This window comes from Streptomyces kaniharaensis (genome assembly GCF_009569385.1).
GTDB lineage: Bacteria > Actinomycetota > Actinomycetes > Streptomycetales > Streptomycetaceae > Kitasatospora > Kitasatospora kaniharaensis.
In genome coordinates, this window is the sequence record NZ_WBOF01000001.1 from 4,450,994 (window position 1) to 4,465,286 (window position 14,293).

31 protein-coding genes are annotated in these 14,293 nt (G+C 71.0%); 29 read left to right on the top strand and 2 right to left on the bottom strand.

All coding sequences use genetic code 11. From position 1 onward, the window contains the following. Positions 1 to 32: 32 nt before the first annotated feature. Positions 33 to 458 carry a hypothetical protein gene (locus tag F7Q99_RS19950; RefSeq protein WP_153463240.1) on the bottom strand — a complete coding sequence of 142 codons (426 nt, stop codon included), beginning with the start codon at positions 456 to 458 and terminating at the stop codon, positions 33 to 35. Positions 459 to 737: 279 nt separating this feature from the next. Between F7Q99_RS19950 and F7Q99_RS43675 the strand changes: the two genes are divergently transcribed. From F7Q99_RS43675 to F7Q99_RS20055, 23 genes are all read left to right on the top strand, one after another. After that, positions 738 to 950, top strand: coding sequence for a helix-turn-helix domain-containing protein (locus F7Q99_RS43675; protein ID WP_407697867.1), 213 nt, complete (start codon positions 738 to 740; stop codon positions 948 to 950). A gap of 26 nt (positions 951 to 976) precedes the next feature. After that, positions 977 to 1,225, top strand: coding sequence for a hypothetical protein (locus tag F7Q99_RS41245; RefSeq protein WP_230210950.1), 249 nt, complete (start codon positions 977 to 979; stop codon positions 1,223 to 1,225). Between the two features lie 103 nt (positions 1,226 to 1,328). Continuing rightward, on the top strand, positions 1,329 to 2,099 hold the full coding sequence (locus F7Q99_RS19960; RefSeq protein WP_326846908.1) for a phage antirepressor: 771 nt from the start codon (positions 1,329 to 1,331) through the stop codon (positions 2,097 to 2,099). Next, on the top strand, positions 2,096 to 2,449 hold the full coding sequence (locus tag F7Q99_RS19965; RefSeq protein WP_153463246.1) for a hypothetical protein: 354 nt from the start codon (positions 2,096 to 2,098) through the stop codon (positions 2,447 to 2,449). The genes F7Q99_RS19960 and F7Q99_RS19965 overlap by 4 nt, the downstream gene beginning before the upstream one ends. After that, entirely contained in the window at positions 2,446 to 2,886 is a 441-nt protein-coding gene (locus tag F7Q99_RS19970) for a hypothetical protein (protein WP_153463248.1), read from the top strand. The genes F7Q99_RS19965 and F7Q99_RS19970 overlap by 4 nt, the downstream gene beginning before the upstream one ends. Continuing rightward, entirely contained in the window at positions 2,883 to 3,206 is a 324-nt protein-coding gene (locus F7Q99_RS19975; protein WP_153463250.1) for a hypothetical protein, read from the top strand. The genes F7Q99_RS19970 and F7Q99_RS19975 overlap by 4 nt, the downstream gene beginning before the upstream one ends. Further along, positions 3,203 to 3,646, top strand: coding sequence for a hypothetical protein (locus F7Q99_RS19980; RefSeq protein ID WP_153463252.1), 444 nt, complete (start codon positions 3,203 to 3,205; stop codon positions 3,644 to 3,646). The genes F7Q99_RS19975 and F7Q99_RS19980 overlap by 4 nt, the downstream gene beginning before the upstream one ends. After that, on the top strand, positions 3,643 to 3,804 hold the full coding sequence (locus F7Q99_RS19985; protein WP_153463254.1) for a hypothetical protein: 162 nt from the start codon (positions 3,643 to 3,645) through the stop codon (positions 3,802 to 3,804). Before F7Q99_RS19980 ends, F7Q99_RS19985 begins: the two co-directional genes overlap by 4 nt. Further along, entirely contained in the window at positions 3,801 to 3,923 is a 123-nt protein-coding gene (locus tag F7Q99_RS42635) for a hypothetical protein (RefSeq protein WP_268267553.1), read from the top strand. The genes F7Q99_RS19985 and F7Q99_RS42635 overlap by 4 nt, the downstream gene beginning before the upstream one ends. Positions 3,924 to 3,975: 52 nt before the next feature. Beyond that, entirely contained in the window at positions 3,976 to 5,145 is a 1,170-nt protein-coding gene (locus tag F7Q99_RS19990) for an ATP-binding protein (protein ID WP_153463256.1), read from the top strand. After that, positions 5,142 to 5,669: a hypothetical protein gene (locus F7Q99_RS19995; protein ID WP_153463258.1), complete on the top strand. Its 528-nt coding sequence runs from the start codon at positions 5,142 to 5,144 to the stop codon at positions 5,667 to 5,669. The genes F7Q99_RS19990 and F7Q99_RS19995 overlap by 4 nt, the downstream gene beginning before the upstream one ends. Beyond that, positions 5,666 to 6,418 carry an exonuclease domain-containing protein gene (locus F7Q99_RS20000; RefSeq protein ID WP_326846909.1) on the top strand — a complete coding sequence of 251 codons (753 nt, stop codon included), beginning with the start codon at positions 5,666 to 5,668 and terminating at the stop codon, positions 6,416 to 6,418. The genes F7Q99_RS19995 and F7Q99_RS20000 overlap by 4 nt, the downstream gene beginning before the upstream one ends. After that, positions 6,415 to 7,296, top strand: coding sequence for a UBA domain-containing protein (locus tag F7Q99_RS20005; protein ID WP_153463260.1), 882 nt, complete (start codon positions 6,415 to 6,417; stop codon positions 7,294 to 7,296). The genes F7Q99_RS20000 and F7Q99_RS20005 overlap by 4 nt, the downstream gene beginning before the upstream one ends. Further along, positions 7,293 to 7,472, top strand: coding sequence for a hypothetical protein (locus F7Q99_RS20010; RefSeq protein ID WP_153463262.1), 180 nt, complete (start codon positions 7,293 to 7,295; stop codon positions 7,470 to 7,472). Before F7Q99_RS20005 ends, F7Q99_RS20010 begins: the two co-directional genes overlap by 4 nt. Positions 7,473 to 7,611: 139 nt before the next feature. Beyond that, positions 7,612 to 8,067, top strand: a complete 456-nt coding sequence (locus F7Q99_RS20015) for a hypothetical protein (RefSeq protein ID WP_153463264.1) — start codon at positions 7,612 to 7,614, stop codon at positions 8,065 to 8,067. Between the two features lie 88 nt (positions 8,068 to 8,155). Then, positions 8,156 to 9,091, top strand: coding sequence for a hypothetical protein (locus F7Q99_RS20020; RefSeq protein WP_153463266.1), 936 nt, complete (start codon positions 8,156 to 8,158; stop codon positions 9,089 to 9,091). After that, positions 9,088 to 9,630: a zinc finger domain-containing protein gene (locus F7Q99_RS20025; RefSeq protein WP_153463268.1), complete on the top strand. Its 543-nt coding sequence runs from the start codon at positions 9,088 to 9,090 to the stop codon at positions 9,628 to 9,630. Before F7Q99_RS20020 ends, F7Q99_RS20025 begins: the two co-directional genes overlap by 4 nt. Before the next feature lie 11 nt (positions 9,631 to 9,641). After that, positions 9,642 to 9,818, top strand: coding sequence for a zinc finger domain-containing protein (locus F7Q99_RS20030; protein ID WP_153463270.1), 177 nt, complete (start codon positions 9,642 to 9,644; stop codon positions 9,816 to 9,818). Positions 9,819 to 9,833: 15 nt separating this feature from the next. After that, on the top strand, positions 9,834 to 10,055 hold the full coding sequence (locus tag F7Q99_RS20035) for a hypothetical protein (protein ID WP_153463272.1): 222 nt from the start codon (positions 9,834 to 9,836) through the stop codon (positions 10,053 to 10,055). A 10-nt stretch (positions 10,056 to 10,065) separates the two neighbouring features. Next, entirely contained in the window at positions 10,066 to 10,329 is a 264-nt protein-coding gene (locus tag F7Q99_RS20040) for a hypothetical protein (RefSeq protein WP_153463274.1), read from the top strand. After that, positions 10,326 to 10,559 (top strand): hypothetical protein, encoded by a 234-nt coding sequence (locus F7Q99_RS20045; protein WP_153463276.1) that lies wholly within the window; start codon positions 10,326 to 10,328, stop codon positions 10,557 to 10,559. Before F7Q99_RS20040 ends, F7Q99_RS20045 begins: the two co-directional genes overlap by 4 nt. After that, positions 10,556 to 11,347: a hypothetical protein gene (locus F7Q99_RS20050; RefSeq protein WP_153463278.1), complete on the top strand. Its 792-nt coding sequence runs from the start codon at positions 10,556 to 10,558 to the stop codon at positions 11,345 to 11,347. Before F7Q99_RS20045 ends, F7Q99_RS20050 begins: the two co-directional genes overlap by 4 nt. 142 nt (positions 11,348 to 11,489) lie before the next feature. Then, on the top strand, positions 11,490 to 12,425 hold the full coding sequence (locus F7Q99_RS20055; RefSeq protein ID WP_326846910.1) for a hypothetical protein: 936 nt from the start codon (positions 11,490 to 11,492) through the stop codon (positions 12,423 to 12,425). A 62-nt stretch (positions 12,426 to 12,487) separates the two neighbouring features. On the opposite strand, the gene F7Q99_RS20060 is transcribed toward F7Q99_RS20055, so the two are convergent. Further along, the gene (locus F7Q99_RS20060; RefSeq protein WP_153463280.1) at positions 12,488 to 12,661 is read right to left on the bottom strand and encodes a hypothetical protein; all 174 of its coding nucleotides are present in this window, start codon (positions 12,659 to 12,661) and stop codon (positions 12,488 to 12,490) included. Between the two features lie 99 nt (positions 12,662 to 12,760). On the opposite strand from F7Q99_RS20060, the gene F7Q99_RS20065 reads away from it, so the two are divergent. The 6 genes from F7Q99_RS20065 to F7Q99_RS20090 all read left to right on the top strand — a co-directional run bounded on the left by F7Q99_RS20065 (position 12,761) and on the right by F7Q99_RS20090 (position 14,285). Then, positions 12,761 to 13,060, top strand: coding sequence for a hypothetical protein (locus tag F7Q99_RS20065; RefSeq protein ID WP_153463282.1), 300 nt, complete (start codon positions 12,761 to 12,763; stop codon positions 13,058 to 13,060). 52 nt (positions 13,061 to 13,112) lie between these two features. Then, positions 13,113 to 13,262, top strand: a complete 150-nt coding sequence (locus F7Q99_RS20070) for a hypothetical protein (RefSeq protein ID WP_153463284.1) — start codon at positions 13,113 to 13,115, stop codon at positions 13,260 to 13,262. Positions 13,263 to 13,358: 96 nt separating this feature from the next. Further along, on the top strand, positions 13,359 to 13,553 hold the full coding sequence (locus F7Q99_RS20075; RefSeq protein ID WP_153463286.1) for a hypothetical protein: 195 nt from the start codon (positions 13,359 to 13,361) through the stop codon (positions 13,551 to 13,553). Further along, positions 13,550 to 13,873 (top strand): response regulator transcription factor, encoded by a 324-nt coding sequence (locus F7Q99_RS20080; RefSeq protein WP_153463288.1) that lies wholly within the window; start codon positions 13,550 to 13,552, stop codon positions 13,871 to 13,873. Before F7Q99_RS20075 ends, F7Q99_RS20080 begins: the two co-directional genes overlap by 4 nt. After that, on the top strand, positions 13,870 to 14,103 hold the full coding sequence (locus F7Q99_RS20085; RefSeq protein ID WP_153463290.1) for a hypothetical protein: 234 nt from the start codon (positions 13,870 to 13,872) through the stop codon (positions 14,101 to 14,103). The genes F7Q99_RS20080 and F7Q99_RS20085 overlap by 4 nt, the downstream gene beginning before the upstream one ends. After that, positions 14,100 to 14,285, top strand: a complete 186-nt coding sequence (locus F7Q99_RS20090) for a hypothetical protein (RefSeq protein WP_153463292.1) — start codon at positions 14,100 to 14,102, stop codon at positions 14,283 to 14,285. Before F7Q99_RS20085 ends, F7Q99_RS20090 begins: the two co-directional genes overlap by 4 nt. Positions 14,286 to 14,293 lie beyond the last annotated feature (8 nt).

Consider the following 14,293-nt stretch of genomic DNA (forward strand, 5'->3'; position numbering starts at 1 on the left):
GAGGTCACTAAGGGATGCGGTATGGCCGTTCGTTAGCTGGCGGCCGGACTTTCGCGCTCAGCCTCTTCGGCGGCGTCGAGCATGACGCGGAGGCGTCGGCGGTCCCGGGGAGCCATCGCTGCGGCACGGATGATGATGTGTCGCATGTCCTCGTCATAGCCGGAGAGTTCGACCGATTCCCACGCCAGCCACTGAGAGGCTGCGGCTTCCTTGACGAGCCGGATTGGCTTGCGAATGCCTCTGGCGATTGCTTCGAGCTCTTCAGGTTTGGGCGCGGTTAGGACGCCGCCCGTCGCGAGCCGCTGGAAGAAGGCCTTTGACATACCGCGCTCGCCGGCCGGGCCGATTGAGTCGGCCGCCATCTTGCCGTAGGACGTGCCAGCCTGCTGCGCTGCCGCGACCATGTCAGACAGCTTGCCGGTCAGCACCTGCCCCGACTTGGCGTTGATGCCAGTCACAGCCACCTCTCCTGTATGCGCATAGCGCCTGCGTTCGAGCCAAATCGTCGCAGGCCAAGGACGCTCTGGCGTCCCAGTCTAGAGACGCTTCGGCTATACAGCGAGAACGTCACCCCAGGTGGGCCTGAAATCACCCCTGCGTCATCGTCCAGATTGGTAGACGTGGCGTCTCAAGTTGTGCAACTATGGAGACATCGAGAGACGGAACGTCCAAGTCTGGAGACGACCCCCTTGTCGAACCGCGCACAGCTCCATGATCCAGCCACCCTTCGGTGGATCATGAAGCATCCAGGGTGCGGAAGCCCCTTCTCGGTGCGCACTCTGGCTGCTGCAGCTGGATGCAAGCCGGCCGCCATCGGGCACCTCGTGTCCGGTCGATACCGGCGGACCAGCGAGGAGAGGGCTCGGCGCATAGCAGAGGTGCTCGGATGCGAGCCCACCGCTCTTTTTGCGCTACCTCCGTCTACGGATCTAGACGAATCGACCGGATAGTAAGACCGACACGAAGGAATTGGCATATGCCCCCCAAGGCGGGAACACCGGCTCCGGCCGGATTCATGTGGATCGAGGATGCCGCCAAGGAGCTCGGCGTTCAGGTTTGCACCCTCCACAAGTGGCGCTACCGCGGAATCGGCCCGGCAGCTGCCCTGCACGCGGGGCGCCTCATCTACGCGAAGTCGGGGATCAAGAGCTACTGGGAGAGCCTCGCGAACCCCGAGCTCAAGCCGACTCGCGTCCCGCGGCCGCACGTCCGCCGCGCCGCCTGATCTACCACCCCTGACATGGGTCGGGCCCCCACCCGGATGCCGCCGGACGAAGGCCCTGAGCCCACCCGTGCATCAACGATCATCACGAAAGAGAGGTGGACCTGTGTCCATCATCCCCTACACGTTCCCGGAGACCGCCACTGCGGTCCGGGTCGTGACCATCGGCGACGAGCCGTGGTTCGTCGCGGCCGACGTCGCCGACATCCTCGGCTACCGAATGGCGTCGGACATGACGCGCCGGCTGGACGACGACGAGAAGGGTACGCGCCCGGTGCGTACCCCCGGTGGCACCCAGAAGCTCGCCATCATCAGTGAGCCCGGCCTCTACTCCGCTGTCCTCGCCAGCCGTGTGCCCCAGGCGAAGGCGTTCAAGCGCTGGATGACGCACGAGGTGATCCCGAGCATCCGTCGTACGGGCTCGTACTCGGCGCCGGTTGCGCCGGCGCTGCCGTCGCCGCGGGAGTTGGCGGCGTTGGTGATCGCGGAGGCGGACCGGGCGGACGCAGCCGAGGCGCGCGTCATGGAGCTGGAGCCGAAGGCGCTCGCCCACGACACGTACCTGTCGGTCGGTTCGGGTGACCGGTTGGTGCGCGAGGTGGCGAAGCTCCTTGGCTGGCGGCAGCAGGACCTGCGGCAGTTCCTGATCGCGGAGCGGCTGATCTTCGCCCGGGTCGCAGACTGCGGCAGCACTCAGTGGGACTTCTACGCCGGGCACGAGCGGCACTTCAGGTCGGCGGAGACCGTGGTGACGCATCGGACCCGTGGCTTGTGCTCGCACTACACGCTGTACGTGCGGCCGGCGGGTGTGGACCTGATCCAGCGGCGGATCGCCAAGCGGCAGGCCGAGCGTGACGCGATCGGCGGTGCGGCGTGAGCGAGCGTCTGAGCATCGAGGCCCTAGACGGGTTCCGGGCCGTGTACAAGGGCCAGGAGTCCGAGGAGGCGCGGACGATCATGCGCCTGGTGGCCGAGGTTGAGGTCCTGGACCGGCTGCTGACCGAGTCGGAGGACGAGGTCGAGTACTGGCGGGCCGAGGCCGAGCGGCTGCGGGCGAAGGTCGAGCCGAAGGCGCTGTCGGCGTCGATCTCGCCGACGGCGTCCGGGAAATGGGCGGTGCGCTGGCGTGAGGACGGCTCGCAGCGCTCGCGGACGTTCGAGCGGCGGGCTCACGCGGAGCAGTTCCGCGCGGAGATGCGCGGCCGTTGGACGGGCGGTGCCCGATGAGTGCCCCGCTGGTGGATGTGTCGGTGCTGCGGGGGCTGCCGGAGCCGGCCGACGTGGGAGCCGTGCGCGTGGCGGTGGCCGGCCTGGTGGCTCGGGTGCTGGCCGGGTCGGTGACGGACGTGGGTGTCAGCCCGGATGGCCGGGTCGTCCGTTTGCAGGTGGCGTCGGTGACGGCGCTGTCGGCCTGGCATGACCTGGTCGGCCGGGCGTCGGGCGGGGTGGCCTCGCGGGACGTGGGCGGGCTGTCGTGGTTCGTGGACCTGCCGCCGCTGGTCGAGCTGCCGGGTGTGCGGGTCGAGTTGACCGCGGTGTCCGGCGAGTTCGAGGTGCTGCCGCGGTCGGCGTTGGTGCGGGCGATGTGCCCGTGGATGCCGCGACTGTGGGAGATCGAGGACCGCGAGGCCGCGGCTGCAGCCAGGCTGGAGGTAGCGGCGTGATCACGATGGATCTGACCTCGGTCACCGGGGTGGCGGACATCGTCGTTGACGGTGAGCGGTTGTGGGCGTCGTCGGGCGTGAACGGGTGCGGCCGGTTCTGGGCGCTGGTGACGCCGGCCGATGTGCGGGCGGGCGTGGTGACGGAGCACGCGGACGGCACGGCGGACGCGGTGGTTGGGACGGTGTCCCGGCACGTCGAGTCGGTGCAGGCGGCTGCGGAGTGGGTGGTGGCGGTCCTGCGGGGCGCGGTTCTGTGCCCGTGTGGCTGCGGCTATCCGTTCCACAAGCACGTCCCGATCGCGTCGGGCGGTGCCCGGTGAGTGACTTCTCGAGCTCGGTTGCCCGTCGTGCGACCACACTGCTGGCCCGCACGTACGGGGTCCCGCTGGCTCGCAGTGTGGTCGCGGTCCTGGACGGCGAGGGCTTGTTGGCCCGGGCGGCGGACCGGATCAATGGCGCGTTCCCGGTGTGGGTGCGACGGCGGCCGGTGGGTGTGGAGCTGGACGTGACGCCGCTGGTGTCCGCGCTGGTGGTGTCGCTCGCGGCGGAGGCGGCGGAGGACCCGGAGGGCGTCGGGCAGGAGTTGGCGGACCTGTACGGGGCGTCGGGCCCGGAGCGGGACGAGCTGGTGCAGAAGCTGGTTGACCGGCTGGGCGGCGCGAACATGCTGCTGACGGCGGCCGACGCACGGCACCTGGCGGACCGGCTGCTGGTCGCAGCCGGGGGCCACGTCCCGCAGCAGCGCAAGGGGGTGGCGTGATGCTCGCCCTGGTGATCGGCGCCTCGCTCGCGGTGTTCGCGGTGTTGCTGTGGCTGGACTGGCGGGCGCGCCACCGGGTGCGGTCGGTGCCGGCCCGTGAGGTGACGCCGGAGCAGATCCGGTACGCGACTTTCCACACCGAGGAGGACGGCCGGTGATCCGCCGCCTCCGCTCGCTGATCGCCCTGCGCGTCGCCTGGCCGTACCCGGCGCTCGAGCTGGCCCGGCCCGACGGCCGTGGCTGGCTGATCTGCCGGCTCCCCCACCCCAAGAACTGATCAACCCCGGCCGGGGCCACGGCGCCCCGGCCGCTCTCCAACGGAGACACCCATGAGCTTCACGTTCGCCCCCGCCACGCGGGAGCAGGCCAAGGCCCGCGTGGCCCTCGCCGGGCCGTCCGGGTCCGGCAAGACCTACACCGCCCTGTCGCTGGCCACCAACATGGCCCCCCGCGTCGCGCTGATCGACACTGAGCGCGGATCCGCGTCGAAGTACGCCGCTGGCAAGCTCGGCGCCGGCTTCACCTTCGACACCCTGCAGATGTCCAAGTACGACCCCCGTGACCTGGTCAAGGCCCTCGCTGCCGCCGGGCAGGCCGGCTACGGGGCCGTGATCGTCGACAGCCTCTCCCACTTCTGGATGGGTACGGGCGGCATGCTCGAGCTCGTCGACTCCATCGGCAAGCGCTCTGGCGGTGGCGGCCAGTGGGGCGGTTGGAAGGATGCCCGGCCCTTCGAACGGGCCATGATCGACGCCCTGCTGTCGTACCCCGGGCACGTCATCGTCACGATGCGAACGAAGTCCGAGTGGGTCATCGAGACGAACGAGCGTGGCAAGCAGCAGCCGAAGAAGGTCGGTACGAAGGCCGAGCAGCGCGACGGCATCGAGTACGAGTTCGACATCGTGGGTGACCTCGACCTGGAGAACACCCTCGTGATCTCCAAGAGCCGGTGCGACGAGCTGTCCGGCGCCGTGATCAACCGGCCCGGGTCGGACATGGCCGCCACGGTCCTCGCGTGGCTGGAGGACGGCGTCGAGGTCCCGGACGCCGTGGACCTGGTGGCCGAGGCGATGAGTCCGGCGCTGACCGTGGACGGCGCGCTCGCCCTGCACGCGAAGACCGAGCGGCACAGGCTGCTGGGCGCGGCGATCCTGCACCCGGAGACCGGCGCCCCGATGTCCCTGGGGGACCTGATCGTTGAGCGGGGCCGGCAGTTGCGGGCCAACGGCGGCCGTCCGTCCGGAACGCAGGGGCCTACTCAACCGCCCAGGCCCATGCCCGGACCTGGCACGACGGGGGCCGGTGTGACGGCTCCTGCTGCGGGGCCTGGAGCCCCTGACCGACAGGCGGCCATCGATGCACTGCGGTCGGCTGCGCTGGCCACCGGTGTCGAGCGGACCATCGAAGCGGACTTCCGGCAGTCGTACGGCGTGACGGTCGAGGACGCTCCCGTCGCGGCCATCCGCGAGATGACCGAGCTGCTGCGAGGTGCGGCGTGAACCTCGCGGATCTGGCCGCCCGTGAGGCGGTGTTGAAGGCCCTCGCCGATGAGATCGGTGACCAGCTGAAGGCCGTGCGAGCCGCGGTGCAGGCAGAGCTGGACGAGAACCGGGGCGTGCAGCAGGTTGCGGCGGTCCTGCCGGACGGGCGGCAGGTGGCGAAGGTCAGCCTGACCGACCCGGCGCCGGCCGCCGTCGTGACCGACCAGGAGGCGTTCGTTGCCTGGGTCCGTGACCATCACCCCGATGAGAACGCGGTCACTCGGCGGTTCGTGATCGAGGTCCGGCCGGCCACGCAGGCCGCGCTGCTGGCGGAGATGACCGCCGCCGGGGTGCCGCAGTGGTGCGACACGGAGACGGGCGAGGTGCACACCGTGCCGGGCGTGGAGATCCGGGCGACGCGGGCCCGCTCGCACTCGGTTCGGTTCGACAAGGGTGGCCGGGACCGCGTCGCCGAAGCCTGGCGCGCAGGTGAGTTGGCCGCGCTGGTCCTGCCGGAGCTGACCGCCGGGGGTGCCGAGTGAGCTGGCACCTGACGCCGCTTGTCGGCTTCGACGTGGAAAGTACGGGCGTGGACCCGGAGTCGGACCGAATCGTGACGGCCGCGGTCCTGTGGGTGGGCCCGCAGCGGTCGGCCAACGCGGAGGACAACGCGATCCGGTGGAAGGCGATCGACCGGTACGGGTGGGTCGCGAATCCGGGGGTGGAGATCCCCGAGGGCGCCGCGAAGCTGCACAACATCACGACGGAGCACGCCCGCGCAGTCGGCCGCCCGGCCGCGCGGGTGGTGCAGGAGATCGGCATCGCCCTGGCCGAGCGCATCGCCGAGGGCACGCCCATCGTGGCCATGAACGCGGTTTACGACCTGACCATGCTGGACCGGGAGTTGCAGCGCCACGGTCACCGCCCGCTCGCGGTGCAGGCGGGCCGGGAGCCGGTCGTCGTGGACCCGCTGGTGTTGGACCGGCAGGTTGACCGGTACCGGCGCGGGAAGCGCACCCTGACCGCGCTGTGCCAGCACTACGGCGTGAAGCTCGACGACGCGCACGAGGCCGCGGCCGACGCGCTCGCCGCGATCCGGGTCGCCGTCGCGATCGCCGAGCGCCACCCCGCGATCGGCGGAGCCTCTATCGCTGACCTCCACACGGCCCAGACCGCCTGGGCTGGCGAGCAGGCCGACAACCTGCGGCAGTACCTGGCCCGGCAGAACCGCGACGTCTCCGGCGTGCACGGGCACTGGCCGCTCATCCCCCGGCAGGGGGTGGCGCGGTGAAGACCGTCACGTTCGAGCACGGCACGGTGACCGGCTACAAGTACCGCGGCTGCAAGTGCCTGGCCTGCTGCAACGCGTACGCCGCCTACCAGCGCACCCGAAACCGGAAGCGCGCCTACGGCACCTGGCAGCCCTTGGTCGACGCCGCCCCGGCACGCAAGCACCTGGAGGCCCTGCACGCCCGCGGCATGGCATGGGAGCAGATCGCCCGCGTGTCCGGTGTCCCGGTCACGGAGCTGCGACGGCTGCGGATTCCGATGGGCAGCCACCAGCCGCCGGAACGGATCCGGCGCGAGCGCGCCCAACTACTGCTGGCCGTCGAGTTCGACGTCGCGCCGACCACGCCCAAGGCGCTGGTCCCGTCCGTCGGGACGGCTCGACGAGTCCAGGGATTGCGGGCGATCGGCTGGCCGCTGCCGGTCCTCACGGAACGGTCCGGTCTGTCCCGGCACGCGCTGACTGGCGCGATGCGCCAGGCCATGGTGCAGGAGACCACGAGGACCGCAGTCGTCGAGCTGTACGACGACCTGAAGGACCAGGACCCGCGCCGTCACGGCGTGCCCGACGAATCGACTCGGAAGGCCATCACCTGGGCGGCTCGCTCAGGTTGGGCGGCGCCGAACTGCTGGCTCAGCAGCGACATCGACGACCCGGACGCGAAGCCGGGCCCGCCGGAGGGCCGCCGCTACTCAAGCCCGTCGGCCGGCGACCGTCGGCAGGCGATCGTCGACGACACCGCCGAACTGGCCAGCCAGGGATGCACGCGTGAGGTGATCGCCGTCCGGCTCGGCGTCAGTTGGGAGGCGGTTCAGCGGGCACACAGCCGCGCCGGTGTCCGCATCCCGCCGATCCTCAGCTCGGGATCGGTGGCGGCATGAGCCACTACCGGGACCCAGCGGCCAAGCCGGACGCCACGATCGCGTCGCTGACGCTCACGCCGGTCGCCGAGGAGGACCGGGAACGGGCCCGCCGGTACGTCGCCCGTCGAGCCCGGGACGAGGCGGATAAGGCGCTGCTGCTGACCGCTCTCGGCCTCGACCAGCCGCCCGCGTGACCTGCGGCCAGTGGCTGCCCGCAGTCGGCAAGCACTGCGGGCAGCCCGCCCGGCCCTACCTTCCGGGGCCCCGTTGCCCCGACCACACGCCGGCCAAGCAGGCCGGACACCCCGAACCACCAGACCCGAAGGACGCTCAGTGAACGACGACCAGACCGTCGCCCTGATCCAGCAGGCCATCGGCAGCGCCGCCCACGGTGACATCGACACCGCCGCGCGCGCCCTCGAATCCCTTGGCCAGGCCAGCGACAACAACCGCATGTACGGGGTGTGCTGCGCGATCGCCACCACCGGCACCCACACCCTCCGGCTCTTGTATGGATCGCAGGCCCCCACGGCCGACAACGGCGCCATGTGGGCGACGACCGAACTCACGCCCGGCGCGTTCGCGGCCGACCCGGCCGAGGCGTTCGCGATGCGCTTCCTCGTGGCCTACAGCAACGGCGACACGGACACCTGCCTGGCCCTGTTCGAGACCGCGTTGAAGGCGGGCGGCGAACAGTACGTCTCCTCGGTCTGCGCTCTGCTGACGGCGGTCGCCAAGCTGGTCCGCCTCGCGCTGGACGAGAAGGCCGCCGGACGCCTGCCGGCCTAACCCGCCTGACTGCCTGGGGCGGGGTGTCACCGCCCCCGCCCCAGGCCACCAACCCACCTCCCCGCACCAACTGACCGGAGACCAGCACATGGCCGAGAAGGACCGGCGCACTTACGTCCGTGTCCACGACGGGCTGACGGACCACCCGAAGATCATCGAGGTGGGCGGGGAGGCCGCGTGGCTGTACGTCAGCGCGCTCTGCTACTCGTCGCGTCAGCTGACCGACGGCCTGGTTCCGAAGCGTCTGATCCCTCGACTGACCGACGGAAGCCAACCCGAAGCAAGTGCTTCGGCACTGCTTCGCGTTGGCTTGCTTCACGAGGGCGAACACGACTGCCCTCGATGCCCCGTCGGAGGGCCCGACATGTACGTCGTGCACGACTACCTCGTCCACCAGAGGTCCGCTGCGGAGGTGACAGAGCTCCGCGAGAAGCGCTCCGCCGCAGGTCAGCGGGGTGGAAGGCGCTCGGGCGAGTCCCGTCGGGCCGCCTCCAGCGCCGAAGCAAACGGTGAAGCAAGTGCTTCAGCAAAACCGAAGCAAACGCGAACCAAAACCGAAGCAGAGACAGAGACAGAGACAGAGGTAGAAGAAGTACTACGTACTTCTTCACGTACGCGCCGCAAGACCGGCCACGACGAGCCGCCGAGGGCCGACGTCGAACGCGTCTGCCGAGCCCTCGCCGACGCCGTCGAAGCCAACGGCTCCAAGCGGCCCACCATCACCAAGCAGTGGCGGGACTCCGCCCGGCTGCTGATCGACAAGGACGGCCGGACCGTTGAGCAGGTCCTCGGCGCCATCGAGTGGTCGCAGAACAACGACTTCTGGCGGGCCGCCGTCCAGTCGATGCCCAAGCTCCGCAAGCAGTACGACCAGATGCGCCTCCAGGCCATGCGCAACCAGCCCGGCGCGAGCCTCGCCCCGACCGGCACCGGCGGCCACCGGCCATCCACCACTGACCAGCGCGTCCAGCAAGGCCTCGCCCTCGTCGAGGAGCTCCGCGCGCTCGAAGGAGAGCACCAGTGACCCCGTCCCAGGTAGCCGAACTCCTCACTATGGCATCCGCCTTCGACCGACGCACCGTCGGTAAGACCGACGTCATGGCCTGGCACCTCGTCCTCCGCGACGTCGACTTCGAGCAGGCCCAGGCTGCCGTAGCGGCTCACTACGCCGATACCCGCGACTGGATCATGCCGTCCGACATTCGCCACCGGGTTCGCAAGCAACGGGACCAGGCCGCCGCCGACATTCAGGGCCCCGGTCTGCCCGCCGAAATCCCCGACGCCGACCCCGACGACGTTCCCGCCTACCTTGAGGCACTTCGGCGGCAGCGGTACCGGGCCGCCATCGGCGCGGACCTTCGGCCCCGATCGGTTGCCGAACTCACCGCCGGCGTCGGCAAGGAGATCCCCGCCGAGCACCAGCCGGTACGCCGTCCCGGCCCGCTTGGCGTCGAGTGCCCTCGTTGCCACGCCCCGATCGGGCACGCCTGCCGCACCAACGTCTTCGCCAAGCGAATGGCCGACGTCCACCCGTCCCGGCTCGACGCATCCCGGGCCGCCTGATGGGCGCCCCGATGCCCGCCGGCCTCCGCCGCAACGAGCGCCCGCCCGAGTGGGCCATCCCCTGCCCCATCCAGCACTGCCGTGCCAAGCCCGGCACCCCCTGCCACACCCCCACCGGCCGCCGCCTCGCCGCCGGCAGCCACCCCAGCCGGCTCGAAGCCTGGCTCACCCGCCCGCACGCTGCCTGACCCCAGGAGCACCCAGTGACCGACTTCCCGATCCCCACCGGCCCCCTCGACAAGGCCCCCGTCGGCTACCGCGACGACGCCGACAACGAGACCGCCCTCCTCGCCGCGTTGGCCGCCGCCGGCGTCCAGCTCGGCAAGTACGACGAGCGCCTCGTCACCTGGCTCGCCTCCTGGGAGTGGGCCACCGTCGCCCCCATCGCCAGCTGGATCACCCGCGCCAACCAGCCCGCCGCCTGAGGAGATCACCGTGACCACGCCCAGTGCCAGCAGATTCCTCCCGCTCAACGGACTCGGCCGCGTTCAGTTCGTCGACTTCGATGGTGACGCCGCGACCATCGTCCCGGCCAGCTTCATCGCCGACGGCCAGACCTGCGCCGCCGTCTACATCGACACCAGCGACAACGGCGTGTACGTGCCCCTCGACGCGATCGACGAGTTCATCGCCGCGATCCGTGAGGTCGCCCGTGTCGCCGCCGAGCGCGCCAACACCGCCGCGGAGACCGCCCGATGAGCGCGCCCTGCGTCCCGATGACCGCCCACGTCGGCGCCGAGGAATGCCTCGACGGTGAATGCGACGACTACCTCGATGAGGACGGCGAGCCGCTCGGCATCGACACCTGCACTCACCTCGACACCGAGCAGGCGTGCGAGACCCACTCCACGGTCGACGGCAACCGGATCCTGCACACCGCCCGGTGGCCCTGCACGACCACCGACACCACCGAGGAGACCAGCCGATGAGCCAGCCCCAGCCCGCCGAGCCCCTCGACCTCGACGCCATCCAGGCCCGCCACACCCTCCCCGTGGAACCCAACGGCTGCGGCACCTGCCGCGATCGAGCCCGCGACGGACAGAAGCCCATCCACTACGGCTGCGAGCGGCGTGCCACCCTTCTGCCCGCCCCCGACGCCCCCGACTACGAAACGCTCCTCGACCTCACCGACGCCCAGCGCCGCGGCCTGCCCACCCGGTTTCACACGCCCGTCTGGGAAGGCAACGCCGAACCCAACGCCTGGCTGTGCGCTGTCTGCTGGGGAGACGGATGGGTCACCCAGTGGCCCTGCCCGACGGCTGCCGAGCACGGCTCCGACGTGTTCACGCCCGAGGACCTGGCCGAACGCGCCCGCACGGACGTCGAGCAGCTCCTCGCCCGGGTCCGGGAGCTGGAGGCCGAACGCGCCCTGTACGTCGGCGTCGAACCCACCATTGCGCAGGAACTCGCCTACCGCAGCAGCGAGATCGACCGGCTCGAAGCCGAGTACGAGCGGCTCCGCACCGCCTGGCACTCCGCCAAGACCCGCGCCCGCACCGCACGCGAGCACCTCGAACTCGCCGAACACGGCCGCGACTGCGCCACCGAGGCCATCGAGCAGCTCCAGACCACCCTCAGCCAGATGCCCCGCTGCCAGGCGCCCCACCCCGTCGCGGATGACGCCCGGTGCGAGCTGATCATCCAGCACCCCGGCTGGCACGCCGCCCACGTCGGCGCCTGGCCCCACGCCAGTTGGCCCTTCACCCCGCAGACGTAGAGGCCCCGTGCGCGGCCAGGACCGGACCCACAACGGCCGCGCACGCCCCACCCGACACCCAGCGCCACCCAACAGCCACAGGCCCCCACAAGGGTCGCCACGCCACACAGGCCCCTCGCCCTATACCCCCGGGAGTATTGCCGTGACCACCGAACCCGCCCTGCGGATCCTCTCGCTCGGCGCCGGCGTGCAGTCCACCACCCTCCTCCTGCTCGCCGCCGAAGGCCGTATCCCCACCTTCGACGCCGCGATCTTCGCGGACACCGGCTGGGAACCCGCCGCCGTTTACGCGCACCTCGACCGCCTGGAGCAGGAGGTCGCCGCACCCGCAGGCATCCCCATCCACCGCGTTCGGGCCGAGGCCAGCAAGGGCGGCAGTCGCGTCAACGGGAACCTGCGCACCGACTCCCTCGCCCCCGGCTCCTTCGTGCGCATGCCCGTCTTCGTCCCCGACCGCACCGGCGCCAAGGCCGCCGTCGTGCGGCGCCAATGCACGGACGAGTACAAGGTCAAGCCCGTCAAGGCAGCCGTCCGGCGACTCATCGGTTACCCCCACCCCAAGCCCGTCCCCGCGGGCGTCGTGGTCGAGCAGGCCATCGGCATCAGCCGCGACGAGTTCCACCGCGCCAAGGACGCCATGGTCCGCTACCTGCGCAACACCTTCCCCCTCCTCGACCTGCCCTCCCCCTCGGGCGTCGGAACCGGCTGGACCCGCACCGACTGCCAGCGCTACCTGCGCTCCAACGGCTGGGGAACCACCCCCAAGAGCGCCTGCATCGGCTGCCCCTTCCACGGCAACGCCGCCTGGCGCGACCTGCGCGACAACCACCCCGCCGAATGGGCCGACGCCGTCGACTTCGACCACCAGCTCAGGGCGGCCACACTGCGCGGCATCAAGGGCGCCCCGTACCTGCACCGCAGCCTCCTGCCGCTCGACCAGGCACCCATCGACCGCGTGACCAGGGGCGAGTGGAACCAGCGGCAAGGCGACCTGCTCGACGCGCTCGCCGACCAGAACGACGAGGACGACAAGCCCGGATGCTCGCCCTGGTCCTGCCGCTCCGGTAGCGACGCCTGACGACCAGCCCGGGCGGCCGGGACATCTGCCCCGACTGCTGGGACGCCGGCCACCGCTGGCCGTCAGTCAGCCAGCAGGAGCACCACCAGGATCGGCAACCCGAAGACCAGCAGGATCACGAGGAACGTCCCCAGCGGACCGCCTCCACCACCGCTGCCAAAAGGCCCGTTGCCGCCCCCGCCGGCGCCGCCGAACCACGAGTCACCGCCGTCACCACCGTGATGCCCACCGTCCACCCCAACCACCTCCGCCCGCATTCTCCGCCCACACCACCGACACCCGTCAACGCCGCCCGTGACCGCGGGCAGCCCCAACCACCCACCAAGGAGACCACCTTGACCGTCCCGTCCATCCGCTGGCAGTGCCCCGAACTGCACGACGGACTCCCCGCCGCCACCTTCGGCATCCACTCCAGCCAGGCGGAGTTCATCGCCGACGCCGTTGACCGCCGAGCCTGCGAACACATCACCCCCGCCGAACGCGCCGAGCTGAAGGCCGGCCGCATCCCGGAGCGGCTCCAGCCCGTGGAGGTGGAGTACTGCCCGACCGGCGAGGACAAGTACGGCGCCGGCTGCATCCACCCGGCCGGACACGACGGCCCGTGCGACGTCCAGCCCGGCGACCCCGACTACTGACCGCCCCGGCCTGCCGCCCACCCGGCGGCAGGCCACAACCCGAGGATCCACATTGCCGTTCAACGTCGGCGACCCCTGGAGTCTGGAGGACACCCTCCGCGAACTCTGCCAGCCGCCCTGCGACCCGATGTTCCCCAGTGACCCCGACAGCCACGACGACAACTGCCCCGCCCGGACCTACAGCCCCGAGAGCGAGTGGTGACCGTCAGCCCCTGGCTGGTCCTGGCCGGCGCCCTCCTCGGCGCCGGCCTCGGGACCGTCCTTCTGCCATCCACCCACCCACACCCGGAGACGCGCCATGACCGCCTGGACCGTCCTCGCCACCTGCGGACCCGCCACCATCATCGGCCTGCTCTGGCTCCGCAACATCCGCCGCAACCTCGCCGCCGCAGCCGACACCATCGCCGAACGCGACGCCGTCGACCGTGAGTTCGCCGCCCTCATCGCCCAGCTCGACCCCGACCTCACCGACCAGGAGGACACGACGTGGTGACCCTCACCAGCCGGCAGCAACAGATCCTCCGCCTCGTCGCCGAAGGCCACACCAACGCCGCCATCGGCCGCCGCCTCAACATCACCGAGCAAGCCGCCGGATCCGCCGTCGCCCGACTCCTCGCCAAACTCGGCGCCCGCGACCGCGCCAACCTCGTCCACATCGCCCACCAGCACCGACTCCTCACCCACGTCGAATGCGGCACCCACAACGGCTACCGCCGCCACCAGAAGCGCCGCGAACCCGCCTGCACCGACTGCCGCGAAGCCGAACGCATCCACAGCGCCATCCGACGCGCCCAGACCAGGAGAGCCGCATGACCAGCGCCTACCAGCAGCAGCTCGTCCAGCAACTCCGCGACTCCGAGGCCCGCATAGCCGCCGTCCGGGCGCTCCACCAGTCCGTTGACGGCCTCGGCTACCACGAGGACGGCAGGTACGAAGGCGACCGCCTGGCGTGCAGCACCTGCGGCACCCCCGACGAATACGCCGCCTGGTGGCCCTGCTCCACCATCCGCGCCCTCGACGGGGCGCCCGAGGCCCAGCCGTGACCTGCCCCGACGACCTGTGGGACGGCTGGGACGAGAAGGCCTGCCTGTTCGACGACGACGCTGAGTTCGACCTCGTCCCGGCCTACCCGCCGTGGTGGCGTCGGCCCTGGCCCGTCTACCGCGACACCAGTCGCGCCCTCCCCGCCCTCCCCGACATCGCCACCTACCAGCCCACCAGCTGAACGACGCC